General features: G+C 71.6%; 23 protein-coding genes and 1 pseudogene. 12 read left to right on the top strand and 12 right to left on the bottom strand.

What is annotated here, in order from left to right:
* A partial coding sequence (locus tag KS423_RS05375; protein ID WP_224275454.1) for a hypothetical protein occupies positions 1-384 on the top strand: 384 nt, incomplete at its 5' end.
* Positions 385-818: 434 nt separating this feature from the next.
* Here the strand turns inward: KS423_RS05375 and KS423_RS05370 are convergent.
* Positions 819-1,388, bottom strand: coding sequence for a GNAT family N-acetyltransferase (locus tag KS423_RS05370; RefSeq protein ID WP_224275452.1), 570 nt, complete (start codon positions 1,386-1,388; stop codon positions 819-821).
* 120 nt (positions 1,389-1,508) lie between these two features.
* On the opposite strand from KS423_RS05370, the gene KS423_RS05365 reads away from it, so the two are divergent.
* Complete coding sequence (locus KS423_RS05365; protein WP_224275450.1) at positions 1,509-1,718, top strand: hypothetical protein; 210 nt, start codon at positions 1,509-1,511, stop codon at positions 1,716-1,718.
* 63 nt (positions 1,719-1,781) lie between these two features.
* Here KS423_RS05365 and KS423_RS05360 read toward each other — a convergent pair whose 3' ends face one another.
* The gene (locus tag KS423_RS05360) at positions 1,782-2,771 is read right to left on the bottom strand and encodes a YafY family protein (protein WP_224275448.1); all 990 of its coding nucleotides are present in this window, start codon (positions 2,769-2,771) and stop codon (positions 1,782-1,784) included.
* Positions 2,772-2,864: 93 nt separating this feature from the next.
* Between KS423_RS05360 and KS423_RS05355 the strand changes: the two genes are divergently transcribed.
* The gene (locus KS423_RS05355; RefSeq protein WP_224275446.1) at positions 2,865-3,263 is read left to right on the top strand and encodes a VOC family protein; all 399 of its coding nucleotides are present in this window, start codon (positions 2,865-2,867) and stop codon (positions 3,261-3,263) included.
* Between the two features lie 61 nt (positions 3,264-3,324).
* On the opposite strand, the gene KS423_RS05350 is transcribed toward KS423_RS05355, so the two are convergent.
* From KS423_RS05350 to KS423_RS05340, 3 genes are all read right to left on the bottom strand, one after another.
* Complete coding sequence (locus KS423_RS05350) at positions 3,325-4,008, bottom strand: DUF402 domain-containing protein (RefSeq protein WP_224275445.1); 684 nt, start codon at positions 4,006-4,008, stop codon at positions 3,325-3,327.
* A gap of 962 nt (positions 4,009-4,970) precedes the next feature.
* The gene (locus tag KS423_RS05345; RefSeq protein ID WP_224275443.1) at positions 4,971-6,311 is read right to left on the bottom strand and encodes an NADH-quinone oxidoreductase subunit D; all 1,341 of its coding nucleotides are present in this window, start codon (positions 6,309-6,311) and stop codon (positions 4,971-4,973) included.
* 427 nt (positions 6,312-6,738) lie between these two features.
* A complete protein-coding gene (locus tag KS423_RS05340; protein ID WP_224275440.1) occupies positions 6,739-7,011 on the bottom strand; it encodes a hypothetical protein in 273 nt (90 codons plus the stop codon).
* Positions 7,012-7,449: 438 nt separating this feature from the next.
* Here KS423_RS05340 and KS423_RS05335 point away from each other — a divergent pair, with 438 nt between their 5' ends.
* Positions 7,450-7,623 carry a hypothetical protein gene (locus tag KS423_RS05335; protein ID WP_224275436.1) on the top strand — a complete coding sequence of 58 codons (174 nt, stop codon included), beginning with the start codon at positions 7,450-7,452 and terminating at the stop codon, positions 7,621-7,623.
* A gap of 74 nt (positions 7,624-7,697) precedes the next feature.
* On the opposite strand, the pseudogene KS423_RS05330 reads toward KS423_RS05335, so the two are convergent.
* A pseudogene (locus tag KS423_RS05330) lies at positions 7,698-7,850 on the bottom strand (ATP-binding protein); the annotation flags it as partial.
* A gap of 133 nt (positions 7,851-7,983) precedes the next feature.
* Here KS423_RS05330 and KS423_RS05325 point away from each other — a divergent pair.
* The gene (locus tag KS423_RS05325; protein ID WP_224275433.1) at positions 7,984-8,598 is read left to right on the top strand and encodes a hypothetical protein; all 615 of its coding nucleotides are present in this window, start codon (positions 7,984-7,986) and stop codon (positions 8,596-8,598) included.
* A gap of 524 nt (positions 8,599-9,122) precedes the next feature.
* On the opposite strand, the gene KS423_RS05320 is transcribed toward KS423_RS05325, so the two are convergent.
* The 3 genes from KS423_RS05320 to KS423_RS05310 form a co-directional block, all read right to left on the bottom strand.
* The gene (locus tag KS423_RS05320; protein WP_224275431.1) at positions 9,123-10,112 is read right to left on the bottom strand and encodes an AraC family transcriptional regulator; all 990 of its coding nucleotides are present in this window, start codon (positions 10,110-10,112) and stop codon (positions 9,123-9,125) included.
* A gap of 732 nt (positions 10,113-10,844) precedes the next feature.
* On the bottom strand, positions 10,845-11,810 hold the full coding sequence (locus tag KS423_RS05315) for a helix-turn-helix domain-containing protein (RefSeq protein WP_224275429.1): 966 nt from the start codon (positions 11,808-11,810) through the stop codon (positions 10,845-10,847).
* Between the two features lie 23 nt (positions 11,811-11,833).
* Positions 11,834-12,844 (bottom strand): helix-turn-helix domain-containing protein, encoded by a 1,011-nt coding sequence (locus tag KS423_RS05310; RefSeq protein WP_224275426.1) that lies wholly within the window; start codon positions 12,842-12,844, stop codon positions 11,834-11,836.
* Positions 12,845-13,041: 197 nt separating this feature from the next.
* Between KS423_RS05310 and KS423_RS05305 the strand changes: the two genes are divergently transcribed.
* The 5 genes from KS423_RS05305 (at position 13,042) to KS423_RS05285 (ending at position 20,799) form a co-directional block, all read left to right on the top strand.
* A complete protein-coding gene (locus KS423_RS05305) occupies positions 13,042-15,789 on the top strand; it encodes a helix-turn-helix transcriptional regulator (protein WP_224275424.1) in 2,748 nt (915 codons plus the stop codon).
* A gap of 399 nt (positions 15,790-16,188) precedes the next feature.
* Positions 16,189-17,463 carry a CdaR family transcriptional regulator gene (locus tag KS423_RS05300; RefSeq protein ID WP_224275422.1) on the top strand — a complete coding sequence of 425 codons (1,275 nt, stop codon included), beginning with the start codon at positions 16,189-16,191 and terminating at the stop codon, positions 17,461-17,463.
* Between the two features lie 194 nt (positions 17,464-17,657).
* Positions 17,658-18,488, top strand: coding sequence for an alpha/beta fold hydrolase (locus KS423_RS05295; protein ID WP_224275420.1), 831 nt, complete (start codon positions 17,658-17,660; stop codon positions 18,486-18,488).
* Between the two features lie 121 nt (positions 18,489-18,609).
* Positions 18,610-19,455 carry a helix-turn-helix domain-containing protein gene (locus KS423_RS05290; protein WP_224275418.1) on the top strand — a complete coding sequence of 282 codons (846 nt, stop codon included), beginning with the start codon at positions 18,610-18,612 and terminating at the stop codon, positions 19,453-19,455.
* A 312-nt stretch (positions 19,456-19,767) separates the two neighbouring features.
* Positions 19,768-20,799 carry an alpha/beta hydrolase gene (locus KS423_RS05285; RefSeq protein WP_224275407.1) on the top strand — a complete coding sequence of 344 codons (1,032 nt, stop codon included), beginning with the start codon at positions 19,768-19,770 and terminating at the stop codon, positions 20,797-20,799.
* Positions 20,800-20,874: 75 nt separating this feature from the next.
* Here the strand turns inward: KS423_RS05285 and KS423_RS05280 are convergent, their stop codons facing one another.
* Positions 20,875-21,711 (bottom strand): alpha/beta fold hydrolase, encoded by an 837-nt coding sequence (locus KS423_RS05280; RefSeq protein WP_224275405.1) that lies wholly within the window; start codon positions 21,709-21,711, stop codon positions 20,875-20,877.
* 798 nt (positions 21,712-22,509) lie between these two features.
* Here KS423_RS05280 and KS423_RS05275 point away from each other — a divergent pair.
* Positions 22,510-23,301, top strand: a complete 792-nt coding sequence (locus KS423_RS05275) for a hypothetical protein (RefSeq protein ID WP_224275402.1) — start codon at positions 22,510-22,512, stop codon at positions 23,299-23,301.
* 265 nt (positions 23,302-23,566) lie between these two features.
* Here KS423_RS05275 and KS423_RS05270 read toward each other — a convergent pair whose 3' ends face one another.
* On the bottom strand, positions 23,567-23,833 hold the full coding sequence (locus KS423_RS05270) for a hypothetical protein (protein WP_224275400.1): 267 nt from the start codon (positions 23,831-23,833) through the stop codon (positions 23,567-23,569).
* A gap of 131 nt (positions 23,834-23,964) precedes the next feature.
* Positions 23,965-24,426, bottom strand: a complete 462-nt coding sequence (locus KS423_RS05265) for a hypothetical protein (RefSeq protein ID WP_224275398.1) — start codon at positions 24,424-24,426, stop codon at positions 23,965-23,967.
* A 379-nt stretch (positions 24,427-24,805) separates the two neighbouring features.
* Between KS423_RS05265 and KS423_RS05260 the strand changes: the two genes are divergently transcribed.
* Complete coding sequence (locus KS423_RS05260; RefSeq protein WP_224275395.1) at positions 24,806-25,321, top strand: GNAT family N-acetyltransferase; 516 nt, start codon at positions 24,806-24,808, stop codon at positions 25,319-25,321.
* The last annotated feature ends 165 nt before the right edge of the window (positions 25,322-25,486 follow it).

The following is a 25,486-nucleotide window of genomic DNA, read 5'->3' as shown; positions in this document are numbered from 1 at the left end:
CGCACCGGCGGGGCGCAGGCGCCGTGGCGCGGGGCAGAGCCGGGGAGCCCGGCGGCGGGCGACGGGCGGCCGGGGCTCTCCGGAACCGGGATCCTGCTGCTGGCCGCCCTCTTCGCGATCGCGGTGCCGTTCCTGCTGCCGTCCATGCACGAGCGCTACTTCTACGTCGCTGACGTCCTCAGCGTGCTCGTGGCCTTCCGGCGGCCCCGGCGGCTCTGGTACCTGCCGGTGCTGGTCCAGCTCTCGTCCCTCGGCAGCTACCTCAAGTTCATCGCGCCCGGGGTGGCGCCGTACCTGTCGATGCCCGCCCACGGGACGCTGATGCTGCTGGCGCTGATCGCCGTACTGCGGGCCGCAGCCCGGGAGTTCGGCGTGGCGAGGTAGCCTCGCCCGGGCAGCACATCCGGCCGCCGTTCCCGGCGAACCGGAGTTTCGTCCCCCCCGGTGACGACGACGACCGCGGCGTCGTGGCCGGGGCCATCGCCTCCCCATCTCGCTGCACGGGCACCAGGAGGAAGCCCTGGAGGCCGGCGTGCGGGACCTGACGCCCCGTCCGGGCCGGCCGGGTTCCCCGGGCGGTCTGCAGGATGCTGCTCGGCGTCGTCCTGCTCATGCTGCTGGAACCGGTCGCCCTCATCACCGCCCCGCTGAACGCCCGGCCGATGGTCGCCCGCGTCAGGCGCGGAGCACCGCGCTCTTCCAACTCTCCACCGAGATCCCCGCCGCGGTCCTCTCCCGCACCCTGGGCATCCACACCGACGTCGCCGTCGCCTGGCAACGTCTCTGCGTGGGCGACTGGTCCACCCACGCCGCCGAAGTCAGCCTGCGGCCGGCGAGGACAGATCAGCACCCAGCATCGAATACATGATCATGTCCCGACGCTCCCCGCCCACCTGCTGCCAGCTGCGGAGCAGGCCCTCGCGCTGAAAGCCGACACGCTCAGCCGTCCGCTGTGACGCGGCGTTCCACGGCTCGACATACAACTGAAGACGGGGAATCTGCAGGTCACCGAAGGCCCAGCGGACAACCGCCCGGAGAGCTTCGGCCGCGATCCCCTGGCCACGGGCCGACCCGGCAAGCCAATAGCCCAGTGACGCTCGTCCCTCACCCCGGTCCCTCAGCCAGAGACCAACCATCCCCAGCGCACGCCCGTCCTCGATCCGGACGATGACGAACGGATACCCGCTACCAGTCGATGCCCGCTCCCACTGCCGCCGGATGAAGGCTTCACCCGCCGCCTGCGAGTACGTCGAGGGAACGGTCGTGATCAACGGGATGTAGTCGTCGCCGGTCGCTTCCCGGACGAGAGGCAGATCTCCAAGCTCCCAGGCGCGGAGCACAAAGCTGTCGCCGGCAGCCAAGCACGGGACGTCCAAGGGGGTAACCATGCTCGCATCCTGCCGGGATCGCCACCTCAACGCACTCCAGTTTCCGCTGCCACCCGGGCATTCGGACAGTTCCGATACCCGACGTCGCCATGAGTCGGTCAGAAGCGCAAGCGCGAGGCCGTGAACCGGGTCACCGCCGTGCAGTTCGACCGGCACGGCAACCGCGTCCGGCGCAAGGCCCAGGGCCTGCTGGAGTCCGAGCACGTCCGCCGCGCGATCGGCGAGATCGCCACCACCTACGGCGTCTGCCAGGAACCCTCCAACGTCTGCGCAGGCGGCCACGCCTGCCCGCTCCGCTTCCGCCGCATCGGCTGCGAGCGACAGGAATAGCGCTGACCCATCATCAGTTCCCGAAATCCTTGCTGCAGTGACGTTGTGCGTCGAGAAGTGACATCAGGTTCGGCGGGCGCAGGACGCGAGGCGATCGGCGAGCGCGGCGACGAGGTCGCGCAGTTCATCGGGGCGCTCGATGACGAACGGCCGGTCGAGTGAGGCGAGCACCGGAGGCAACCAGTCGAGCCGCTCCACCCGTAGCCCGACGCGCAGCCAGCGCTCGGCCGTCCGGTCCTCGCCTGCCGCGGGCTCATGCTCCTCCAGGGCCGCGACGCTGGCGGGAAGGTGGGCGCGGATCTGTTCGACTGTCCCGTGGATCCGCAAACTCACCTCATGCCGGTACTCGGCCGTGGCGAACCCTGACAGCACGCGCTGTGCCGGGCCGGGACCCGTGGGCGCTTCGAAAGAGCCGGACAGGGTCCTCGCGTCTGCGATGCGGTCGAGCCGGAAGGTGCGGTCCTCGCCGATCCCGGCGTCCTTGCCCGTGACGTACCACCGGCCCGCATGGGTGACGATCCCGTACGCGTGCAGCGTGCGTTCGCTACGCCGTCCGCTGCGGTCGGTGTATCTGATGGAGACCGGCCGACGGTGTTGCACCGCATCGGCGACGGTGAGCAGGACCCCGGTGTCCGGGGGCTCGAACCCGCCGGGCTGATCGGTGAAGGCGAGCGCCTCCAGGAGTGTGTCGAGCCGGCGGGCGATGTGCTGGGGCAGCACCCGGCGGATCTTCGCCGATGCCGTCTCGTTTGCCGTGTGCTCCGTCGTGGTCAGCCCTGCCCGGCGGCCGGCGAGCAGGCCGAGCAGCACGGCCAGCGCCTCCTCGTCGCTGAGCATGAGCGGAGGCAGGCGGTACCCGGAGGCGAGCCGGTACCCGCCGTAGCGGCCGCGCACCGACTCCACGGGCACGTCCAGGTCGATCAGCTGGTCCACATACCGCCGCACGGTGCGTCCTTCGACGCCGAGCCGGTCGGCGAGCTCGGCCACAGTCCGGGTGCCGCCCGATTGCAGCAGCTCCAGGAGTTTCAGCACGCGGCCAGTGGGTCGAGACATGGGCACAACCTAACGCGAATAGTGGACCGATCCTGTCCACTATTTCTCCTACTCTTCGACGTGCACACCCCCGGTACAGCCAAGGAGACCCCCATGGACTTCGTCTCGATCCGCATCATCACCAGCGACGTCGCACGCCTCGTCGACTTCTACCAGCGCGCCACAGGAGTGCAGGCGACATGGGCCACCGAGGACTTCGCCGAACTCAAGACCGCGCACGCCACCCTCGCAATCGCCGGCACCCGCACCGTCCCACTGTTCGCCCCGGGCTCCGCCCGCCCTGCGGACAACCACACCGTGATCACCGAATTCCTCGTCGACGACGTCGACCGCCTCCACCGCAACCTGACCGGCTTCGTCACCGACTTCGTCACCGAGCCCACCACCATGCCCTGGGGCAACCGCTCCCTGCTGCTCCGCGACCCCGACGGCAACCTCGTCAACTTCTTCACCCCCGTCACCCCGGCCGCCATCGAGAAGTTCACACGCTGACACCACACACAACCACCCACACAGCAGCCCCGAGGGACCGTTCGAGGTGGCCGGCGGACGGTCAGTGCGGCGCCGTGCCGTCCGCACCGTCGGGCAGGACCGGCAGTGGCCAGGCCGGATCGGGTGACCAGGCGGTCCACGGGTCGGCGAACGGGCCGACCCGTTCCTGGAGGAGGCCGAGCGCGCGCTGGCGGGCCTGCTCGACCGAGGTGTGGAGGTCGTCGCCGACCAGGCCCAGGCGCCGGCCTTGCGCGTACTCGTCCTCGTCCTTCCACGACCAGTCCGAAAGATCGGGCTCCACCACCAGGTCGACGAACAGGTCGAGGGTGTCGATCCCGGCCGGTCGACGAGTGTGGGGCAGCTCGAAATTCACGTACCAGCACAGTGGCTCCCCCGTGTCGGCGTCCTGGAACCGGTGCACCGAGAAGTACTCCCCGGCCAGGAAGGTGCTGCGCAACGCGGTGCCGGTCCAGCGGTAGGGGGCGACGGTCCAGGTGCCGGCGGCCAGGTCCTGCAGACCGCTCTCGCGCAGCGCGGTGTCGCCGGTGCGCAGGGAGTCGATCCAGGTGGTCGGGGCGAGCGAGGTGATGCCGGGCCAGTAGGCGAGCTGGAGGGTGTCGCCGGTGTCGTCGATGACCCGCTGCGGCATCGCGGTCCAGACCCGACCCGCGTGGACGTCGCGGCGCACCGCCGTGCTGCCGGGTGTGAACCGGGCGGGTGAGGCCTGCGCGGCAAAGGCGGTCACGGCCGGCCCCCGGTCGTGCAGGCGGGCTCGTGCCACGTCGTACGGACGACCAGGCCGCCCGGACGGATGCGCTCGCTGAACCAGGTCCGGCAGCACCCGCCCGCACCGCGCTGTCGGGCAGCGGCCGGTGGCATCTGGGCTACGGCCGGGAGGGCGGCGTCCGCCGGGTGGCGACGGCGACGGCGGTGCCTGGTGGGGGTCGTCATACGACGGCTCTGCCCGCCCCGGTGGGCCGGCGAACCCGGCCACCACCCGGACGGAGCAGCCCCGCCCATACCTGGCCCACAGAACTGGCATAGCTGAACAACCGGACGCCTCGCCGGCATCCACGCTCGACCCCAACGAGCGTGGATGCCCGCATACCGGGGCCGCGCACCATGGACCACGCCTCGGCCCTGCCCGGCGGTGGCAAGCCCCTGCATCCGAAAGCGGGGAGGTGATCCAGTTCCGGCCGGGATCGGCCGTCGGTTCCGATGCTGCACTTGAGAGCACCGTTCGTCGTGGGCCCGGCAAGCGGACCGGCCGGGAGCGATCTCCACGCAACACCCCCTGCCCCACCACACATCCCGGCACACCCAACCCCCTGTACCGCCACCCCGGCCCATCATCCCCCGTCCCGGTGCCCGCGACTATGTCTTCGGCAGCGCCTGTGCCGGCGCGCTCACCGTCGCCCGTGGCGGTCAGGCCGGCGGCGAGCAGCCACTTGCTCATCTCGGCGCCCTTGCGGCTGTCGGCCTGCGCCTTACGGAACAGCTCCGCGACCTCGCCGTCGCCCTCCCGCTCGGCATCCTGCACGAAGGTCTCCATGCGCAGCGCATCACTCAGGCACGCCTCGACGTACCAGAGCAGTAGCGGCGGGCGGCGCGGCGGCGCCGTACCCCGTGAAAGACGCTGTGGCTGGCGGCCCCACGTCCCGCGCCTGCTTCCTGCCGCCCAACGGCACGTCCGCGGTGCGACCGCTCTCAGCGGTCCACGCCCCCCATCACCGGGTCGATGCTTGCCACCGCGACGATGACGTCCGCGACCTGCCCGCCCTCGCACATCGCGGCCATCGTCTGCAGGTTGGTGAAGCTCGGGTCGCGAAAGTGCACCCGGTACGGCCGCGTGCCGCCGTCGGAGACGACATGCACGCCCAGCTCGCCCCTGGCGGACTCGACCGCCGCATAGGCTTGCCCCACAGGAACGCGGAAGCCCTCCGTCACCAGCTTGAAGTGATGGATCAGCGCCTCCATGGACTCGCCCATGATCTTTCGGATGTGGTCCAGCGAGTTTCCCAACCCGTCCGGTCCGACGGCCAGTTGGGCGGGCCAGGCGATCTTCTTGTCGGCCACCATGACCGGGCCGGGGGCCAGCCGGTCCAGGCACTGCTCGACGATCCGCAGCGATTGGCGCATCTCCTCCAGCCGGATCAGGAACCGGCCGTAGGAGTCCGCGGTGTCGGCCACCGCGACCTCGAACTCGTACTCCTCGTAACCGCAGTAGGGGTCGGTCTTGCGCAGGTCGTGCGGCAGCCCGGTGGCCCGCAGGATCGGCCCGGTGGCGCCGAGTGCCATGCAGCCGGCCAGGTCCAGGTGGCCGACGTCGACCAGACGGGCCTTGAACGCGGGGTTCTTGGTGGCCAGCTTGTCGTACTCCGGCATCCGCGAGCGCAGCAGCTTCACGCCCTCGCGGATCTGGTCCGGTGCACCCGGGGGCAGGTCCTGCGCCAGGCCGCCCGGCCGGACGTAGCCGTGGTTCATGCGCAGGCCCGTCACCAGCTCGAAGATGTCGAGGATGACCTCGCGGTCCCGGAAACCGTAGACCATCAGCGTGGTGGAGCCGATCTCCATCCCACCGGCGGCCAGCGCCACCAGGTGCGAGGAGATCCGGTTGAGCTCCATCATCAGCACCCGGATCACGCTCGCCCGCTCCGGGACCTGCTCGGTGATCCCGAGCAGCTTCTCCACCGCCAGGCAGTAGGCGGTCTCGTTGAACAGCGGGGTCAGGTAGTCCATGCGGGTCACGAAGGTCGTGCCCTGGACCCAGTTGCGGAACTCCATGTTCTTCTCGATGCCGGTGTGCAGGTAGCCGATGCCGCAGCGGGCCTGTTTCACCGTCTCGCCGTCGATCTCCAGGATCAGGCGCAGCACGCCGTGCGTGGACGGGTGTTGCGGACCCATGTTGACGATGATCCGCTCGTCGTCCGCCCGTTCTTGTCGCTGCGCGGCGCCGGCGACCTCGTCCCAGTCGCCGCCGGTGACGGTGTAGACGCGGCCCTCGGTCGTGTCCCGTGCTCCTGCCGACTTGCCCTCGATGCCGCTCATCAGCCGTATGGCCTCCGCTCGGGTCACCGGTCGCGTCCGTGTGCCCGTGTCGCGGCGCGCCATCGGGCACGACAGGGCAGCCCGTCTCAGCCGACCGGCCCTCGCGCCGGCCGCACGGGCACGACCTGGCGGCATGTGCTGCTCAAATCCAGGATCGCGCACATCTGCCATGAACACCCGGCCGGACCGGCAGCGCACCAGCCAGGGCCTACCGCGGAACAGCCAGGGGGTTCTGGGCCGGGCAGACCGTTGTCGTGATCGGCACGCACCGCGCCGAAGGTCCCGCGGGACGGCCCGCACAGGCGGAGCGCAGCGGCTTGCCGCCGGACGCGCGAAGGGCGAGCACGTCCATGACTGGCTGCCGCTTGATCGGCCGCAGGATCGGCGCAGTCGGGGCGGGGGCTGGCGTCGGCCGAGGGCCGGTGATTCAGGACTCCTTGGGCAGTGCAGGGCTGCCGTACTCCTCCAGCGTGTCGAGCACGGTCCGCAAGTCCAGCTGGGTGTCCGCGCTGCCGGGACCGTTCGCTCTGGCGGACGAGAATCGGCCGTCCGGGGAGAATTCCACTCGCAGCGTCCAGTCGAGCAGTGAGAACCGCATCGCCCCGTCCTGCTCGTGCATGACCTGCCAGCCGTAGAGGCGGGCTGTCGCGCCAAGGTAGTGGGCGTCATGGCTCACTGGTGCAGGCTCGGGTTCCGTCATGGCGTCGATGCTCGCGTGACTGGTGCCACGGCGCCAGCCGCCATGCCGCACGGCTGTGGACTCCGCGGGGGGCGTGGCCGGGCTGACCTGCCGCTGTGGGCCGCCCGCTCTACCGTGGAGAGATGGGCGGCAGCCAGGTGCCCCCCTGGCCCCGGGCGTCGGCGCCGGCGGTGACCGGCGGCCCTGATCACCGACCGGACGTGACTACGCCCTGCCCACCAGTCCCGTACCGGCCGTGATCTCCACGCAACACCCCCCTGCCCCGCCACGCATCCCTGCACACCCAACCAACCCCCTGCGCCGGACCCCGACCCATCAGGCCTGATCGACTCGCCGTCCGTCCGCACCGCCGATACCGTCCCCGCTGCCACCAGGGGCCTTCGACGCGGGTAAGAAGGTGAAGGGCCGTAAGAGGTCGTCTTCGAGACGAAGCTGTGGGTGCTTCGTCCCGAAGAGGTGCAGGACGCGTCAGCCTTCCTGCAGCAGGTCGCGGTCGACGACCTGGTCAAGGACTTGGATGCCGCGCTGGCAGGAGTGGTCGAATCCCCGGGCTTCACAACGCCTTGGAGCCAGGCATGGGCAGCTGATCTGGCTACCGACCTGGCGAGCTGAACAGGTTCTTCGCTGCAGCCGCAACTGCGGGCGACGCGATGGTCAAGTTCGAATCGGCTTGAGCTGATCACCAGTCAGGTTGTGCCGGAGTCCCGGTTGACGGCGGCGAAGCGGTTCTTCAGCCGGTAGCCGGGGCCATTGACGGAGACGACTTCGCAGTGGTGGAGGAGCCGGTCGAGGATCGCAGTGGCGAGTACCTCGTCCCGAAGACCTGGCCCCCTCTCCGACTCCCCGACCCCGCCGGGGACGGCCAAGGGGCCTGGGCGCGGCACGGGGAACTCCTGCAACTGGGCGTGAGGTGAGGGCACCGGGGGAGATGGCGGGTCGGGGCTGTCACAGGGGGGTGGCACACTCGCCGGCATGAAGATGATCGAAGCGATCGAAGCGGTTCTGAAAGCGAACGATCCGGAGGCGGAGTCCGGGTACCAGGGCAAGTTCACACTGGCAGGGCGGCTGTTGAGCCGCGGGGAGATCGCGGTGTGCGGGCTCGACGGCGCCGAGTTCTACACGTTCGACGACGTCGCCGATGGGCTGCACGAGGTGTATCTGGCGTACGACTGGGACAACGAGCGGGGCGCCACCGTCTCCGCGGTCGCGCTGGTCGCCAGCGGAACCACCCCGCAGGCGCTGGTGGGTGCGAGCTGGGACGAGGCGTCGGACGACGTCAACATGCTGAGCGAGGACGCCTCGGCGATCTACTCCGGCACCCCGGACAACCTGGCCATCGGCGGGGCCCTCCACCGGATCGCGGGCTTCGCGGAGGCCGACAACCCCGAGGCCCATGCGGTGGCCGAGTTCGAGGCGCAGCAGGAGGCCGGCTCCCGGACCCCGGTGCTCGATGTCGTCGTCGACCCGGCCAGCGGCGCGAACGCCCTGGTCTTCCCCACCTGCGACTTCACGTCGAACAGCATTCTGGTCGGCCGGGACGAGCACGGCACGGGCATCGGGATCTTCTGGTCCAACTTCGACGGGTGACGTTCCACGGGTCCTTGGACACCCTGCCACAGCCGAAGCATGCCAGGGTCTTCATCCCCTGACGGTGCCGACAGCCCGCCCCGGCGGCTGGCAGGCGCCACCGCCAGGGCCCAGGACCTGGTGCTGCCGCTCGGCGGCACACTGCTGGTCGGTGACGGCCGGCCGGCAGGCGTCGCGCCGCCCATCGTCCCGCCCGTCCCACCCGTCCCACCAGGCCCGTTCCCACCGCTCGTCGCACAACCTCACCGCGCACGCCGACACACCGAGCGCCCCACCTTGAGGGCGTGCTGCTCCCCGATCCCCCACCACGGGCCGCTCGGCGCGGGCACCAGCGCGGCAACCAGCCCTCCGGGCCGGCGTTGAGCGGCCGGGTGGCGCCGGTGCGCGCCTCGAACCCGGTTCTCATCCGGTGGCCGGGGCGCGGACACACCGCACTCGCAGGCAAGCCATCCGCCAGCCGCGTCCCCAACCTCACGGGTCAGAACACCTGGCCCGGCTCGTGGGGTGCCGGCTGGGGCTGGGGCTCATATGGTCGTCAGGGGCACGTCCACGGTGACGGCGTCGCCGAGGCGGCGCCACTCGGACGGGGACATCCCGTGGGCCGCTTGGAAGCGGCGGCTGAAGTGGCTGGGGCTGCTGAATCCGCAGCGGGCGGAGACCGCGGCGATGGTCAGGCGGTCGTAGCGCCGGGAGGCGAGCATGCGCTGTGCTTTGCGGAGCCGTTCCTCGATCAGCCACTGTTCCAGGCTGATTCCCGCCGCGCTGAGCAGGGTGTAGAGGCGGCGCACCGAGATGGCGTGCTCTGCCGCGATCCTCTCCGGCGTCAGTTCGCCGTCGGCGAGGTGGGAGCGTGCGTAGGTCATGATCCGCGTGAGGAGGGTCTCGTTCATCGTGGCTCTGACCTCGGGGCTCTGTTCGGCGTGCGCGGCCGACAGGAGCAGTGCGCGGACGAGTTCCGTCGTGGCGGATCCGAGGGCCTGGACGCCGGGGTCGGTCTCCAGGCGGTCGGGGTCGCGGTGTACGCCCCGCAGGTGTTCCAGGACCAGGTCGTGGAGCGGGCTGGCGCGCAGTTGCAGGGAGGCTCGTACGACGGTGTCGACCGGCACGTCGAGGCGGTGCATGTCGAACATGATGACCTGGGAGGCGCCGTCGCCGGACCAGCCGTATGTGCGGGGTGACAGCTCGTGGAAGACGCAGATGTCGTCGGGGCCCAGGAGGCGCTGCCGGCCGGCGACCTCGGCGCGGTGGATGCCTCGGGTCTGGAGGGAGACCGAGACGATGGGGTTGTCCCGGTGGTGGTGTACGTGGTGGTTCGTGCGCCGTACCTCGAAGCCCGAGTTCCGGGTGGCGAAGAGGTCCAGTCCGCCGACGCGCCATGCCTGCATGCGCGCGTGGATGCCGGTCTCCGGCTCCTCGTGGGCGACGTGGTTGGGTACCCGTGTGTCCGTCAGCGCGTGGTGGAAGGCGTCCACGCGCTCACGGGGCGGGACGGTTTTGAGGTCGATCAGCAGCACACCAAACTCCCAGAAGGACTGATTACGGCCAGTCTGCCTGAGCGGTGAGTGCTGTCGACGGCGGATGATGGTTGCGGGTTGGGGTGCCACGGGCCGCCGCGAGGTCCGGAAACCAGGGCGGGCGGCCTTGTGCGCATGGCGGTCCGCCCGGTGGGAAGTGCCTCAGGAGCCGGTCTGGACCTCACCCGCCTGTAGGCCCGCGACGGCTGCGCGGGGTGAGGTCGAGGGCTTGGCTGTGAGGAACTCTTCTCCCTTCTGCACGGTCCTCGCCTGCCGGCCGGTGGCGGTGAACTCCTCTACGGGCTAGGTGAGTTCGCGGATGCTCGTCGCGACCTCCGCGACACCCGGCGCCGGTTTGACGACGGGTGGTGGCACCCGTGTGAGTCGGCTGCGTCCGCGTCGCCGGTCAGCAGGGCGCCGACCGGTGGCGGCGCGTCGGCACCCGCCCGCCGGCGGCGAGGGTGTGGAGACAGGCAGGTTGTCCTGCCGAAGCACGTCGAGCCGTCGCGAGGACACTCGCCGTGCAGGAGTGCGCGGACGGTCAGATCCCCGTGCACCCACGGAACACCAGGGAGCCGGAAGCGACGTCGGGTCCGCCGCGCGGAGCCTACGCGGAAGCGCTCGCGTGCCTGTCGGTCATCGCCGTGGAGACCACCCCCGCGCTGCTGTTCACGAGGTGGCACGGTGTTGAGATCGAGTAGTAGCACGGAACCCTCCAGGGGGGGACGAGTTTCAGCCGCTCCGGCGCGTGTGGTGGGCGCCGACCTGCCAGTCCCGCGGCGTCACGCCGTACGCCGCGCGGAAGGCACGGGTGAAGTGGCTGGAGTTGGCGAAGCCCCAGCGCCGGGCGATCCCCGCCACCCCGAGCTCCCCGGCCATCGGCCGGAGCAGGTCCCGGCTGCAGCGCTCCAGCCGCTGTGTCCGGACCCACCCGCCGACCGTGGTGCCCTCCAGGTGGAACAGCTTGTGGAGGAAGCGGACGGACATGAAGTTCGCCTCCGCGATCGTGGACGGTGACAGGTCCGGATCGCGGAGGTTGCGCAGGATGTACTCCTTGACCCGCTCGAAGGAGGCCGCGCTCCGCGAACCCTGCGGCCGGGCGCGCCCGGCCCGGTCGTCGACGAACATCGCCAGCAGGTCGAGTGCCGTGGCCGCGGCCCGGCGCCCGACGGCCTCGTCCAGCTCCGCCGCCTCGTGCGCCATCCTCGACAGGTAGGTCGTCAGCAGCGCGGCGCTGCCCTCGGCGCCGCTGAACGCGGTGGCGGTGAGTGCCCGCAGGTCCTTCTCCTGCACATCCAGTTCCGCGCGGGGGAAGTGGAAGGAGGTGAAGACGAACTCCTCCTCGATCTTCTTCCGGAAGACCCGGGAGGTGTCGGTGATGGAGAACCCGCCGGGCCGGATGAGCGTCTCCCTGCCGTCCTGGTCCTTGAGGGCGGTGCCCCGTTCCTGGAGGGTGAGGAGGAGCGTCGGCGAGTCGCCGTCGGCGATCAGGCGCCTGTTGCGGGTCACCACCTGGGGCCCGGCCTGGACCCTGGAGATCTGCACGGAACCCAGCCGGTGGCCGGCGATCTCCCCGGGCGACGGCACCTCCTCCAGGAAGTCCACGGTCATCGGCACGAAGGTGTGGGACACGGTGTCCTGCCAGCTCTCCGCCCGGTCGGAGGCGGACAGCGATGCGGTGGAGAGAGATGCGGACACCGGGTTCCCCTCGGGTCGATGGGTCATCGGGACACCGGGCCCCGGGTGTCCCGCGGGTCGGACGGCTCGGTGCCGCCGCGGGTGTCGCGCCACTGGCTCGGTGAGATGCCGTACGAGGCACGGAAGAGCCGGCTGAAGTGGGCCGGATCGGTGAAGCCCCACCGCTGGGCCACGCCGGAGACCGTGCTGTCGCCGCTGTCCTTGCGGGTGAGGTCCTCGGCACTCGCCTGGAGCCGGCGGCGCTGGATCAGGCGGCTGACGGTGGTCCCCTCCCCTTCGAAGAGCTTGTGGAGGGAGCGGACGGAGATGCCGTGCGCGGCCGCGATCGTCTGCGGTCCGAGCTCCGGCTCCTTGAGGTGCCGGTCCACGTAGGCGTGGATCTCCCAGATCCGGGTGTGGCGGGAGTCCTCCGTGGCCGGCGCGTCACGGGAGGCCTGCTCGGTGACGAGGGTGGCCACCAGGTCGGCGAAGTTGCACGCCAGTCGACCGGCGACGAGCCCTGGGCAGTCCTTGGCCGTCTCGACCAGGGTCAGCAGGGACTGCTTGACCAGGGCGGCCACCGGGCCGCCGGCGTCGGCCACGGTGGCCGTCACCCGTTCCAGCTGCTCGTCCCGCACGCCGAAGGCCCGGCGGGGGAGCAGGCACACCCTGACGTCCACTCCGTCCGGGTAGTCGACCACATGGGGGGTCTCCGTGTACCAGAAGGAAACCGCTCCCGCGGGGACCTCGACCGTCCGGCCGTCCTGTTGCACCACGGCACCGGTGGCCCCCATGACGGCGACCACGAAGAACCCCTCGGCCTGCCTGGTGCCACGGGCGATCTCCCGCAGGTCGCGGGTGTAGCAGCGAGGGCCGGCTTCCGTCGTGATGAAGAGCAGGTGCCCCAACTGCTGGGTCGTCATCCGGCCCGGGTCCGACGCAGGCTCGTACGAGGCGACCGTCACGGGCATGGCGGCGATGGAGACGGCCCGGCTCCAGCGATGACCGGTGTTCCCGTCCTCCGGGAACCCGGCCGGGTCGGTCACGGATGTCATGGGTCCTCCCTCCGGTCGGTGTGGCATCCAGCATGGAACACGGGATGACTTACGTCGGCGGCTGAATGACTGTGAAGCGACTGTAGGTGATGTGTCGCCGGACACATGACTCTCAGCGCATTCCAACCGTGCAATGCGTGCACCTACACTGCAACGGTCCAGGTCAGAGCACTGACGCAGGCACAGAGGAACATCGGATGTCAGGCACCACACTGTTCGGCCGGGACGAGGAGCTGGCGGCCGTCGACGCACTGGTCGACGCCCTGCCCGAGCGTGGCGACGCGCTGCTGATCCACGGGGCCCCCGGGGTCGGCAGGTCCGCCCTCCTGGACCACGCCGCCGCCCGGGCCCGCGCCTGCGGATTCACCGTCCTCAGGGCCTCGGGTGTCCAGGCCGAGAGCGATCTGCCGTTCGCGGGGCTGCACCAGCTGACCCACACCGTGACGGACCGCATCCCGCGCCTCCCCGCTCCCCAGGCGCAGGCGCTGCTGGGGGCCTTCGGCATGGCGGAGCCGTCCCCCGGCGCCTCCGGGCCCCAGCTCTTCATGCTTTCCCTGGCCGCCCTCGGCCTGCTCGGCGAGGCAGCCGCCGAAGCCCCCGTTCTGCTGGTCGTGGACGACGCCCAGTGGCTGGACACACCGACCCTGGACGTCCTCGCGTTCATCGCACGCCGCGTCGGCGCCGAACCCGTCGGCCTGCTCGTTGCCGTCCGCGAGGACCGTACGGTGTGGCGGGGAGCCCCCGACATCCGTGAGCTGCACCTCAAGCCCCTGGAGCCGAGCGCGGCCGACGCCCTGCTGACCGCCCGCAGCCCCGGTCTCGCCCCGGGGACGCGCCGCCTGGTGGCGCAGATGTCGGCCGGCAATCCCCTCGCGCTGACCGAGCTCCCCGTCACCCTGGGGGCGGACGGGGCGCCTCGGGAGTCCGTGCTGTCGCCCGGGCTTCCCCTCACCGCCCGACTGGAGCGGGCTTTCTCCTCGCGGTCGGCCGACCTTCCGTCCGACACGCACCTTGCGCTGCTGGTCGCGGCCACCGCCGACGACGGCGCGCTGACCGAGGTGCTCGCCGCGGCTTCGGCCCTGACGGGCACCGAGGTGTCCGCACGTTCCCTGGAGCCCGCCATCGCCGCGGGTCTGGTGCGCGTCGACGGGTTCCGGATCGACTTCACCCACCCGCTGGTGCGCTCCGCCCTCCTGGGCTCGGCCTCGCTCGCGGACCGTCTCGCCGCCCACGGCGCGCTTGCCCGCACCCTCCAGGGACAGCCCGACCGGCAGGCGTGGCACCGGGCCGCGGCCGGCGGCCGTCCCGACGAAGCGGTGGCGCGACAACTGGACCAGGCCGCGTTCAGCGCGAAGGAGCGCGGTGCCGCAGCCGTGGCCCTGACCGCGCTGGAACGCGCCACCGCGCTGAGCGAGGTGCCGTCGCGAAGCGTGGCCCGTCTCCTCGCTGCGGCGGAACTGCGCTTCGAACTCGGCCAGGCGGATCGTGTGTCAGCCCTGGTGCAGCAGGCCGAATCGCTGGGCCCCGACCTGTTGGAGCGAGCCCGGGTGGTCCTGCTGCGCGAATGGCTGGAGTCGGAGTCCGACACGAGCACGTCCCGGATCCACCTGCTGATCGCCACGGCCGAGCAGGCCGCCGAGGCCGGCGATCCCGAACTCGCGCTGCGGCTGCTGCGCGTGGCCGCGTGGCGGTGCTGGTGGGCGGACCCGGGGCGAGAGCTGCGGGAGCGCGTCGTGACGGCCGCCGAGCGGCTACCTGTCCCGGAACTCCACCCGGACCTGGTGTGCACGCTGGCGGGGGCCGCCCCGCTGGAGGCGTCGGCGACGGTGATCGACCGGCTGCGGCGCCTCGAACGTGAGGGCGGGTACGACGTCGTGACCGCCGCCACCCTGGCCAACGCGGCCATCATGGTGAACGGGTTCGACCATGTCACCGGATTCGCCCGCCACGCGGCGAACGGACTGCGCCGTCAGGGGCGTCGGGGCCCGCTGACCAAGACACTGGTGCTCCTCGCCCTCGCCACCGTGCACACCGTCGACTGGGAGACCGGACTCCCGGCGGCGGCCGAGGCCGCCCGGCTGGCCGAGGAGACCGCACAACCACGTTGGCTGACCGGTGCGCGGGTGGCGAAGGCACAGTTCGCCGCACTGCGCGGGGACGTGGACACCGCGCTGGTCGCGATCGGCGAGGCGGAGGGCCAGGGGCTGACCGTGGTCGACCCCTCCAAGCTCGCGTACATCCAGATCACCCGCGGCCTCATCGGCCTCGCCGCGGGCCATTTCGCCGAGGCGTTCTCCTGCGTCTGGCGGGTCTTCGACCCGGCCGATCCCTCCTACCATCCGTTCATGCAGACCATGGCCATCACCGAGTTGGCCGAGGCCGCCACCGACGACGACCAGCGGGCCATGGCGAAGGCCGCCCTGCGACAGCTCGTCACGTCCGCCGGGACGAGCGAGGTCCAGATGATCCGGGTGAACCTGGGATTCGCCCGGGCGCTGCTCGCCGACGACGAGCACGCCGAAGAGCACTTCCGGTCGGCGTTCGACCTGGACATGTCCCGTACACCCTTCGTCCGCGCCCGGCTCATGCTCGCCTACGGCACCTGGCTCCGGCGGCGCCGCCGGGTGATGGAGGCCCGCACTCCGCTGCGGATCGCCCGGGAGTCCTTCGCGGCCATGGGCGTGGAGCCCTGGCGTGAGCGGGCGGCCCAGGAGCTCCGCTCGGCCGGCGAGGGCAGCAGGGGCCAAGGCCGCCCCGACCGGGACCTGCTCACGCCCCAGGAGGTCCAGATCGCCCAGCTGGCGGCGCAAGGGCTCTCCAACAAGGAGATAGGTCGGCAGCTGCACCTGTCGCCCCGGACGATCGGCACGCACCTGTACCGGATCTTCCCGAAGCTCGGGATCACCTCTCGCAGCCAGCTGAGCGAAAAACTGGGCACGGACTGAGCACGACCCGTTCGACGGGCGGGCACGGGCTCTCCCGGAGATGTTCCGGCGGTGCACCGCGATAGGACACTCTGCGCACCGTTCGCGGGATGCTCAGGCGGTCCTCGGGCTCGTTCCCGCCCTGCCCGTCCTGTCGGGCGGTCGGGGAGCCGCACGTCCGCGGGGGCTCCCCGATCGTCGCCGGATGACCGTCATGCCGGCTGAAATCCCTTGGCCTGAAAGCCTTTTCGTCATCTTCCGGCCGCCCCCGGAGCCGTTGCGCGGCCTCCCCTGAGGGGCGGGCGCCACCCGAGGCGACCGGCGGCACCAGTCGGGTGGAGCCGCCGTTTCCTCACTTTGTTGAATGTTGTCCATCTGCTCCGCTCCTTGTATGAATGGCGTGCCAGGAAGGAGTGGATCATGACGATGTGGATCCAGCGCGCGCGTTCTGGAGGCGAGGCGCTGCAGACGTTGGTGGACGGCCTGGCCGAGGAGCTAGGACGCTCGGTCGTCCTCGACGACCCGCTGGTGCGGATGATCTGCACCAGCCGGCACTTCGGCGACGAGGACCGGGTGCGCGTGCGCACGCTGCTGCAGGGCATCGCGGACGACGAGATCATCCGCTACGTGCTGTCCCAGGGGGTCGCCCGGTGGACCGTCCCGGGGATCCTGCCGGGGCGCGACGACCTGGGGATGCAGCCGCGCTACTGCGTCCCGATCCGCCAGCGGGGCCACATGCTGGGCATCCTGAAGGTCATGGCGGTGGGCGAGCCCCTCACGGAGGCCGAGACCGAGGCCATCGACCGGGTCGCCCGCACGGTGGCGGTCGAGATGTACGCCGATCGGCTGGCCTCGGACGTGGACGAGGAGCGCACCCGCCAGCTCTTGGGTTGGTTGGTCGGCTCGGACTCCGCACTGCGTTGCGCGGCGCACCAGCGCCTGGTGGACGACGGCCTCCTACCGGCGGGCCCGCACGTGGTGGTGACCAGTGTGGTCGTCTCCGGGCAGCGGGGGCCGTCCGGCCAGATCGCGGTGGCGTTGCGGGGGGCGCTGGAGCCGTTCCGGCACGCCCGTACGGCCCGCGGTCTGTCGGCGGTCGACCAGGACCGGGCGGTCCTGGTGCAGGTCTTCGACCGGGAACCGACGGACGAGGAACTGGACGTGCAGTGCCGCGCGATCGTCCGCTCCCTGCGGACCTTCCTGGGCACGGACGTGGACGTCGCGGTGGGAGTGGGCGGCCGTAGGACGGCGCTGGCGGACGCGTGGATCTGCCACGACCAGGCCCGGGTGGCGGTGCGTGCGGCCCGTCGGCTGCCCCGGCTGGAGGGCGTCGGCGACTGGGAGCGGCTCGGGGAGTTCACGATGTTCCTCCAGCTGCCGGAGAGCGCGCTCAACGAATCCCTCCTGCCGAAGCCGCTGCGGCTTCTGCTGGACGGCGGCGGCAACTCCCGGCTGGAGGAGACCCTGCGCTGTTTCCTGGAGAACGCCGGGTCGGTGCCCAGGACCGCGGAGGTCCTGGAGCTGCACCGCACCTCGCTGTACTACCGCCTGCGCCGGATCCAGGAGATCACGGGCCTGGACCTGGACGACGGCGCGCACCGCCTGGTGCTGCACATGGGTCTCCAGCTCCTGGACCTGCTCCAAGTTCCCCGGGAGACCGACGTCCCCGGCGACCGTGCCGCCACGGTCGGTTGACCCGCCTCCTCGCCGAATCAGGCGGTTGCTACGGAGCGATGAAGTTCCATCAGGCAATCCCTGTGTCGGTCGGTGGTCAACGGGTTCACCCCGCCGTGAGGATCCTCAGTAGGAGCTACCGCTCCGCCCCTGGCGGCCCGCTGACGTCACATCCCGAATCCACGAGCCGAGAAGAACGGACAAGAACGAGCACCATGCGTGAACTGACCACGAACGACGGCGTGCGCCTGGCCTACCGCGACAGCGGAGGCGACGGGGTCCCGCTGGTGATGCTCCACGGCTGGGGGCAGACACAGGAGATGTTCCGCCACCAGGTCGAGGGGCTGGCGTCGGGCCGGCGCGTCGTGACGGTGGACTTCCGCGGCCACGGCCGTTCCGGCAAGCCGCGCCACGGCTACCGCGTCGCGCGCCTGGCCCGTGACGTCCTCGGCCTGGTCGACCACCTGGGCCTGGACGCCTTCGACGCGCTGGGCTGGTCGATGGGCGCCTCGGTGTGGTGGAGCTTCGTCGACCAGCACGGCACCGGCCGCATCCGTCGGCTCGTCCTGGTCGACCAGCCGGCCGCGGTGGCGGCGGTGCCCTGGATGACGGAGACGGAGCAGCACGAGTCCGGCGCCCTCTTCGACGTCGCCGGGCTCCTGGAACTGGGCGCCGCGCTGGCCGGCCCGGACGGCGCCGAGGCCCGCGAGGACTTCGTCCGCTCGATGTTCAGCGGCGACACCGACCCGGACCTGCTCGCCTTCGTGACCGAGCAGATCCGCTCGACCCCGGCGTACGCGGGCGTCCCGCTGCTCTTCGACCACTGCGCCCAGGACTGGCGCGACGTCCTCGACTGCATCGACGTGCCGACCCTGGTGATCGGCTGCGAGGGGAGCCACGTGGACCCGGCGTCCCAGCGCTTCATCACCGAGCGGATCCCCGGCGCCCGCCTCCACGTGTTCCCGAAGAGCGTGGCGAACTCGCACTTCCCGTTCCTGGAGAACCCCGGCGCGTTCAACGCCGTCGTGGACAAGTTCCTCTCCTGACCTCCTCGCCCGATCTCCCCTTCCGCCGCACCCCGTTCCGTGGGGCGCGGCGGTCCCCAGCACCCGTACTGAACCCTCGAACCGGTCGGAGCCTCCCGTGATCCCGTCGGGTCCCTCACCCATGCCCGAACCCGAGTACCACCTGTATGGCCAGGCCGTCCGTGACGACGCCGGCGACTGCATCGACGTCCTGTCCCCGCCGCCCGGAACCGACCCAAAGGACTGCCTCCACGTCCTCCTGCACGTCCAGGGCGCCGCTCTGGTCCGACGCCACGGCATCAGCACCGTCCTGGCGCCCGGGGACCTGCTGATCGGCGCCACCCGTCACCCGGCGGGCCTGCTGCGGGACGCCGAGTGCCTGATGGTCGAGTTCCGCGTCCCCTGCTTCTACCTGGGCGTGCGCCAGGCCGACGTCCGGCGCACCGGCGGTCTGGTGGCGCGGGGGAACGAGGGCGTCGGCTCGCTCGCCGCCCAGTTCCTGCGGACCCTCGCCACCCAGGCCCGGGCGCACCGGGCCAGGCCGGGCAGCCGCCTCGCGCGCAGCGTCTCCGACATCGTCGCGATCCTGGTGAGCGAGCTGCTGGAGCGCGAGGGGCCGGAACAACCGAGCGGTGCGGCGGAGCTGCTGGCGCGGATCCGGGCCCACATCGAGGAGAACCTCGCCGATCCGAACATCGGGCCGGAGTCGATCGCCCGCTCGCAGCACATCTCGGTGCGCTACCTGCACAAACTGTTCCAGCAGGACGGGACGACCGTGGGCCAGTTCGTGCGGCAGCGCCGGCTGGACGCCTGCCGCAGGGAACTGGAGCGTCCGTCGCACCGGCAGAGCAGCGTCTCCGCCGTCGCGCACCGGTGGGGCTTCGTCAGCCACTCCCACTTCAGCCGGGCGTTCCGCGACGCCTACGGGGTCTCGCCCCGGGAGTGGCAGGCCTACGCCGCACAGGCCGACGGCTCTCATCCCTCCTGAGCGCCCTGGCAAGCACGCTCGTCAGCCGGCGACGGGGATTCGTCAACCCGCGTACTCCAGCCGGGCTTTCGGGCCGCCTACGGGATCCCGCCGCGCCGGCGGCGCGCCCTGTGGGCCGGTGCCGGATGACGAGTCGCTTATCCTGGGGGAAATCCGTGCACGATCAGGCCAATGGGGCGGGCTCTCCGGCAGTACCGTCGGGTGGCGTGCGCGAGGCGTCGGAGGGCCGACCTTCCGCCAGGCGCGGACCGAGCCCACGCCCGGGCAGGCGTCGCGTTGCCGAGCCCTTCCGATCAGGCCAGGAGCGATGAGTTGTCCGATCCCACCCCTCTGCCCGAGCGGCGTCCGGTGCTCGACCGGGCGCTCCAGGAGTTCCTGGACGCCGGAGCCGGCCGGTCCGCGACGGGACTGCCGGACCTCTCCTTCCTCGCCCGCGACTTCCTCGCCCACGACGGCGTTCCGGGCGACGGATCGGGCGAGGAGACGGTCTGCGACGAGTACGAGGACCCGGACGACCCCTGCGGCGTCACCTCGGAGTGGCTCGCCCTGCCCTGCGGGCCCGGCGGGCGGGTGCACGTCCAGGTGACCAGGCCCGTCGGCACCGCCGAGCCCAGCCCGGTGGTGCTGTTCCTGCCCGGCCTCGGCTGGTCGCTCGGCGACGCCGACTGCTACGCCCGGCTGATCCGGGAGTTCGCCCTGGGCACCGACGCCGCCGTCGTCTACGTGGACTACGCCCGGGCGCCCGCGGCCCGCTACCCGGTGGCCGTCGAACAGTGCCACGCCGTGGCCCGCTGGATCCACGAGCACGGGCACGAGATCGGACTGGCGGGGGATCGGATCGCCGTCGTCGGCGACTCCGCGGGGGCCAACCTGGTGGCGGCCCTGACCTTGCTGGCCCGGGAACGCGGCGACGTCCCGCTCGCCCACCAGGTGCTGCTGTACCCGGTCACCGACGCCGACTTCGACACCCCCTCCTACCGCCGCTTCGCCACCGGCTACTTCCTGCACCGCGAGCACATGCGCCGCTTCTGGGACGACTACCTGCCCGAGCCCCAGCGGCGGAAGGAAACGACCGCCGCACCGCTGCGCGCCTCGCTGGAGCAGCTCGTGGGGCTGCCGCCGGCGCTCGTGGTCACCGCCGAGGCCGACGTGCTGCGGGACGAGGGCGAGGCCTACGCGGCCAGGCTCCGCGCGGCCGGGGTCCCGGTGGTGTCGACGCGCTACCAGGGGGTGATGCACGGCTTCCTGCTCGTCGGCGGGCTCCATCCCACCGGTACCACCCGGGCCGCGCTGATCCAGGTCGTCGACACCGTGCACATGGCGCTGCACCGCCGGCCCTGGTGAAGCCGGACGACGTGGGTGCGGACGGCCGGTGGTCGGGGGCGGGCGGCCGCGGTCGGGTGCGGACGGCCGTCCGGGTCACTCGGCGAGGAAGGCCAGCAGCACGGTGTTGACTTCCTCGGCGTGGGTCCAGAGCAGGCCGTGCGGGGCGCCGTCGATCTCGACGTACTCGGCGGCGGGGAGCTCCTTGTGGAAGGGGCGCGCGGTGCTCTCCACGGGCAGGATGCGATCGCCGGTGCCGTGCAGGATGAGGGCCGGCACGTCGATGCGGGTGATGTCGCCGCGGAAGTCCGTGTACCAGGTGGCCGGCACGGCCGCGGCGGCGAAGGCTCCACCGGAGGCGGCGACGTTGAAGCTGTGGCGGACGGCCTCCTCGCTGATCCGGGTGCCGAGGTTCTCGTCCAGGTTGTAGAAGTCGTAGAAGAAGGCGGTGTAGTAGGCGTACCGGTTCTCCCTCACGGCCTCGACGATGCCCCCGAAGAACTCCTGCGGGGCGACGCCGTCCGGATTGCCGGCGGTCCTGAGCAGGTACGGCTCCAGGGAGGCGAGGAAGGCGACCTTGGCAACGCGGGCGGAGCCGTAGGAGGAGAGGTAGCGGGCGACCTCGCCGGTGCCCATCGAGAAGCCCACCAGGACGGCGTCGCGGACGTCGAGGGTCTCCAGCAGGGTGTTCAGGTCCGCGGCGAAGGTGTCGAAGTCGTAGCCGGTGGTCGGGTGGGAGGACCGGCCGAAGCCGCGGCGGTCGTAGGTGATGACCCGGTGGCCGGCGTCGACGAGGGCTGCGCTCTGGCGCTCCCAGGCGCGGCCGTCCAGCGGGAAGCCGTGGATGAGCACGACCGGCCGGCCGGTGCCGTGGTCCTCGTAGTAGAGGTCGATGGAGGTGGAGTTCTCCTGGCCAATGGTGATGTACGGCATGGGACTTCCCTGTCTTCCGGACCACGCCTGGGCTGCGATGGGCCAACGCTAGGGCCGGCCGCCGGTGGCCGATTGCCTGGGAGAGCACCCCGTGTCGTCCGAGAGCGCTGTGAAGGGCGCACCCGGGCTCCCGGGCTCCCGGAACTGTCGTTCGCCTGGAGGGCGGTGCCGGTCGTCCACGGGACGGCGGTGCCGCCGCCGGCGGGGATGCGCCGGACGGTGCCGAGGACGGAGTCCGCGGCGTGCGGGTAGCCGGTGCGCTCGTCCCGGGCGAGGCCGCTGGGGTGCGGTCAGCGAGAGGGGCGAAGCGTGGGCGGGAGTGGTGAGGGCGCCCGCCGCCACCGCGGTGAGGGCTACCGCGGAGGCCTGGCACAGGGTGGTGATGCGAATGGTCGTTCCTTCGGGAGCGAGAGGTACGGGGACCGAGGGATCGAGGGCGACACCGTCACCTTAAGGAGGCGCCACTGCTCGTACTTGCGCCTCAGCGCACGGACCCTGCTCCGGCGGGGAAGCGGAGAGCGGGGCCCGTGCGGCGCGAGGTGTGACGGCGGAAGTTGCCCGCACGCGACGGGTTGAGTACGAATACTCATGGCACCGGCCGAGTGGATCGGGCACGATCGTCACCGTGCACGCGCCTGCACGGGGGCCGGGCGGCGAGGTGGCGGCCCGTCAGGATGCCGGGACGGCAGCCCGGTCGGGCGCCGCGTCAGGCCAACGGTATGGTCACTGCCGGGGGGTGACACCCCTTGTGCACGAAACACTGCATTCGGCTACGAACCCACGGGGGTCCTTGTGTCCATGGTCCGATCCACCGTCAGGATTCCGCTCGCGGTGGGCGCGGCCGCGATGGCCGCGGCCGTTGTCACGGGGTGCTCCTCCGACACAGTGACCGTCTCCGGCAATCCGGCGTCCATCACCGCAGCCCCTGCCACCTCCCCGGGCGCCGCCCCGACGGACACGCCGACGCTCCAGACGTCCGGCGCCCCGGCGTTCGGCACTCCCAGCAGCACGCCGACCGGCCCGCCGCTCCTCACCGGAGTGGACCTGCGCGCGTCCCTGCCGACCGCCACGGCGCTGCCCGCCGGGTGGACGATCAAGGGCAACGGCAACCAGGTCGACACCGGCACCACCATCAACGAGTACCGGGCCGACCCGCCGCAGATCAAGGAACCGTGCAACCAGATGCGGCTCGCCGGGACCATCTTCTCCCAGGGCTACAAGGTTTCGGGCGCGATGAACGAGGTCTACGACGGGGAGCACATGGTCCAGGTCTACCTGGCCGCCTACCGCCCCGGCGACGCGGCCCAGCTGCTCGGCGACCTGCGGGCGTACGCGGAGCGCTGCAAGACCTTCACCGGGAAGAGCGTGGACGGCAAACCGATCCCGATGACCGTGACGTTGAAGCCCGTGCCGGGGCTCGGTGACGAGGCCTTCGACATGAAGAAGGTTCCCACCGGCCCGTACAGCAGCGATGAGATCGTGGTGACCCGGATCGGCGACCGGGTACTGTTCCTCAGCGGCGACGACATCCTGGGCCGGCTGCCGAACATCATGCAGCTGGCGGTGCCGCTGGTGAAGACCATCAAGTAGGAGGCCCGGCCCCGCCCGCGCCGGGTCGGGAGCCGGGGCCGGCGCGGCGGCGGCCTGCGGGACGGCGTTCTGCGGGAGGGCGCATCCCCTGAGAAGGTCTTGGTAATTCCGTGCGGTGCCGCGGGCAGGCCGACCTACAAGGGGCCATACGTGCTGGGGCGGACAACCGGTCCGCCGCCCGCTCGGGGGTTCGGGCGCGGACCGGCCCTCTCAGTGTGTGCGGGCGGGCACCGCAGTGCCGCTGGGGTTGGTCCGGGGGGTGGTGTCAGGGGGTGTCTCCCCGCCAGTCCCAGCGGCGCGGGTCCGCGGGCCGGGGTCCGTAGTGGGCGCGGCCGCCGGCGCCGTATCGGCCGATCTCGGTGGAGAGTGCGGCGCCGTCGGCGAGCTGCTCGGTGCCCCAGCCGGTGACGTCCAGGAGGAGGCCGTCGAGCGGGCCTCCGACCGGCTCGCGGTACTCGTGCCCGGGCTGGGGGCCGGGGTCATCGTGGTCGGCGCCATAGACCCGGCCCCGCAGCAGTGCCTCGTCGTCCATGCCGCTCAGCGTCCCAGCCGGCACCGACACCTCGTGGCGGATCCGGGGACGCCGGGTCACTGGGCCCGCTCGGCGCCGGCTCCCGTTCGCGGGCGACCGGGGCCCCGGGTTCCAGGACGTGGCGGCTGGGGTCACAGATCGCTCAGGTGCTCACGGAAGACGGCTTCGAGCCTGGCGGCGGTGGGCTCGGCCAGGACCTCGTCGGACAGTCCGGCCTCCATGCCGGCCCGCGTGTTGACGTCGACCCGGCCGTTCGCAGGTACGAGTTCCTGGATCAACCAGGCAGCGAACTCCGCGGCAGCGCCGGCGGTCGCGTTGCGCAGGGACACCCCCTCGTCGCCTGAGACGCCGGATCCGATGCCCTCGAAGGTCGTCCCGGACGCGGTGAAATCGAACCACCAGTCGTTCTCGTCGCTCGGGCCGTAGGCCCCGCCGTCCGCCGTGGTGTGCACGAACGCCTGCTCACCCTCCCGTCGGCGCAGTGCCTGGGTGAAGGTGTCGAGGGTGAGGTTCCAGGTGGTGTTGGGGGTGGGGGTGAAGACGAAGAGGGTGCTGGTCTCGGGGAAGGGGAATTCGGGCTGGTCGGGGGTCATGGCTGTGTCTGGTCCTAGATCGTGGGCGTGGTGAGGGGCCGGGCGGGATGTGACGGGCGTAGCCCTTGACGCCGTTGAGGGCCATCATGGTGCGCCAGTAGGGCACGGTGTTGGGGTCGTTGGTGACGATCTCCATGCCGATCACGCCGTCGGTGTCCCGGAGGCCGTCCTCCATGAGGCACGACGCCCGGTCGGGTTTCAGCGGCACGAGGGGCAGCTGGTACTCCGGGTAGCCGGCGACGTCCCACTGGTAGCGCTTGTCGGCTTCCGTGCCGCCGGAGAAGCCGCCGGTGACCAGGCCCGACTTCCACCGCAATTGAGCGGCCTCGGCCTCTGACCCACCGGCCGGCGCGGCGGGCCGAGGCCGTAGTCTCACCGCATGGAGAAGACCGTCACATACCTGGAGATGACCGACCCGGCCGAACTGCGCCCGTCCCCGCCGATCGCCGCGCTGACCCTCGTCCCGGCCGACGGCTCGTCCCCCGAGGTGCAGGCCGTCCAGGCGCGCGTCGGGGCGCCGCACGGCTGGCGCAGCACCGCCCGCACCGCCGCCGACTGGGCGGCCCACCTCGCCGAGCACCCCCGGCGCCAGTACTGGCTGCTGACGCACGACGGCGAGCCCGCCGGCGTCGCCAACCTGGAGCCGCACCCGGCCGGCGACGTGGAGATCACCACCTTCGGGCTCGTCCCGGAGCATGTCGGCCGTGGCCTCGGCGGCTACGCGCTGACGCTCGCGCTGCGCCAGGCGTGGGCCACCGAGCCGCTCGGCGCCGAGTCCGTCCGGCGGGTCTGGCTGCACACCGACACCAACGATCACCCGAACGCCCTGCGCAACTACGAGAGCCGGGGTCTGCGCCCGTACGACGTCCGGACCGAGACCGCCGGCACCGCCTGAGCCGCGTCCCGACGGATGTGTCCGGAGCGCCGCGCGCGGGACCGCTGGTCAAAGCGACGGCAGGCCCGCGCGGCGGCGGCGGACGACAGCCGCCACGGCGGCGCCGTTCGGCACGGAACCGAACGGCGCGGCCGCGCGGATCGGGCGATCAGACGATGACCGGAC

Source organism: Streptomyces sp. LS1784 (assembly GCF_020103755.1).
Classification (GTDB): Bacteria; Actinomycetota; Actinomycetes; order Streptomycetales; family Streptomycetaceae; genus Kitasatospora.
Note: the sequence above shows the minus strand (reverse complement) of the source record. Positions and strands in the feature narration are given on the sequence as shown.

What these genes read in the sequence shown, in the direction of transcription:
- KS423_RS05310 (WP_224275426.1), bottom strand. Translation starts at nt 12,844, where the DNA reads ATGACATCCGTGACCGACCCGGCCGGGTTCCCGGAGGACGGGAACACC.
- KS423_RS05280 (WP_224275405.1), bottom strand. Translation starts at nt 21,711, where the DNA reads ATGCCGTACATCACCATTGGCCAGGAGAACTCCACCTCCATCGACCTC.
- KS423_RS05370 (WP_224275452.1), bottom strand. Translation starts at nt 1,388, where the DNA reads ATGGTTACCCCCTTGGACGTCCCGTGCTTGGCTGCCGGCGACAGCTTT.
- KS423_RS05265 (WP_224275398.1), bottom strand. Translation starts at nt 24,426, where the DNA reads ATGACCCCCGACCAGCCCGAATTCCCCTTCCCCGAGACCAGCACCCTC.
- KS423_RS05355 (WP_224275446.1), top strand. Translation starts at nt 2,865, where the DNA reads ATGGACTTCGTCTCGATCCGCATCATCACCAGCGACGTCGCACGCCTC.
- KS423_RS05275 (WP_224275402.1), top strand. Translation starts at nt 22,510, where the DNA reads ATGGTCCGATCCACCGTCAGGATTCCGCTCGCGGTGGGCGCGGCCGCG.
- KS423_RS05305 (WP_224275424.1), top strand. Translation starts at nt 13,042, where the DNA reads ATGTCAGGCACCACACTGTTCGGCCGGGACGAGGAGCTGGCGGCCGTC.
- KS423_RS05270 (WP_224275400.1), bottom strand. Translation starts at nt 23,833, where the DNA reads ATGGACGACGAGGCACTGCTGCGGGGCCGGGTCTATGGCGCCGACCAC.
- KS423_RS05345 (WP_224275443.1), bottom strand. Translation starts at nt 6,311, where the DNA reads ATGAGCGGCATCGAGGGCAAGTCGGCAGGAGCACGGGACACGACCGAG.
- KS423_RS05325 (WP_224275433.1), top strand. Translation starts at nt 7,984, where the DNA reads ATGAAGATGATCGAAGCGATCGAAGCGGTTCTGAAAGCGAACGATCCG.
- KS423_RS05360 (WP_224275448.1), bottom strand. Translation starts at nt 2,771, where the DNA reads ATGTCTCGACCCACTGGCCGCGTGCTGAAACTCCTGGAGCTGCTGCAA.
- KS423_RS05340 (WP_224275440.1), bottom strand. Translation starts at nt 7,011, where the DNA reads ATGACGGAACCCGAGCCTGCACCAGTGAGCCATGACGCCCACTACCTT.
- KS423_RS05295 (WP_224275420.1), top strand. Translation starts at nt 17,658, where the DNA reads ATGCGTGAACTGACCACGAACGACGGCGTGCGCCTGGCCTACCGCGAC.
- KS423_RS05300 (WP_224275422.1), top strand. Translation starts at nt 16,189, where the DNA reads ATGACGATGTGGATCCAGCGCGCGCGTTCTGGAGGCGAGGCGCTGCAG.
- KS423_RS05260 (WP_224275395.1), top strand. Translation starts at nt 24,806, where the DNA reads ATGGAGAAGACCGTCACATACCTGGAGATGACCGACCCGGCCGAACTG.
- KS423_RS05290 (WP_224275418.1), top strand. Translation starts at nt 18,610, where the DNA reads ATGCCCGAACCCGAGTACCACCTGTATGGCCAGGCCGTCCGTGACGAC.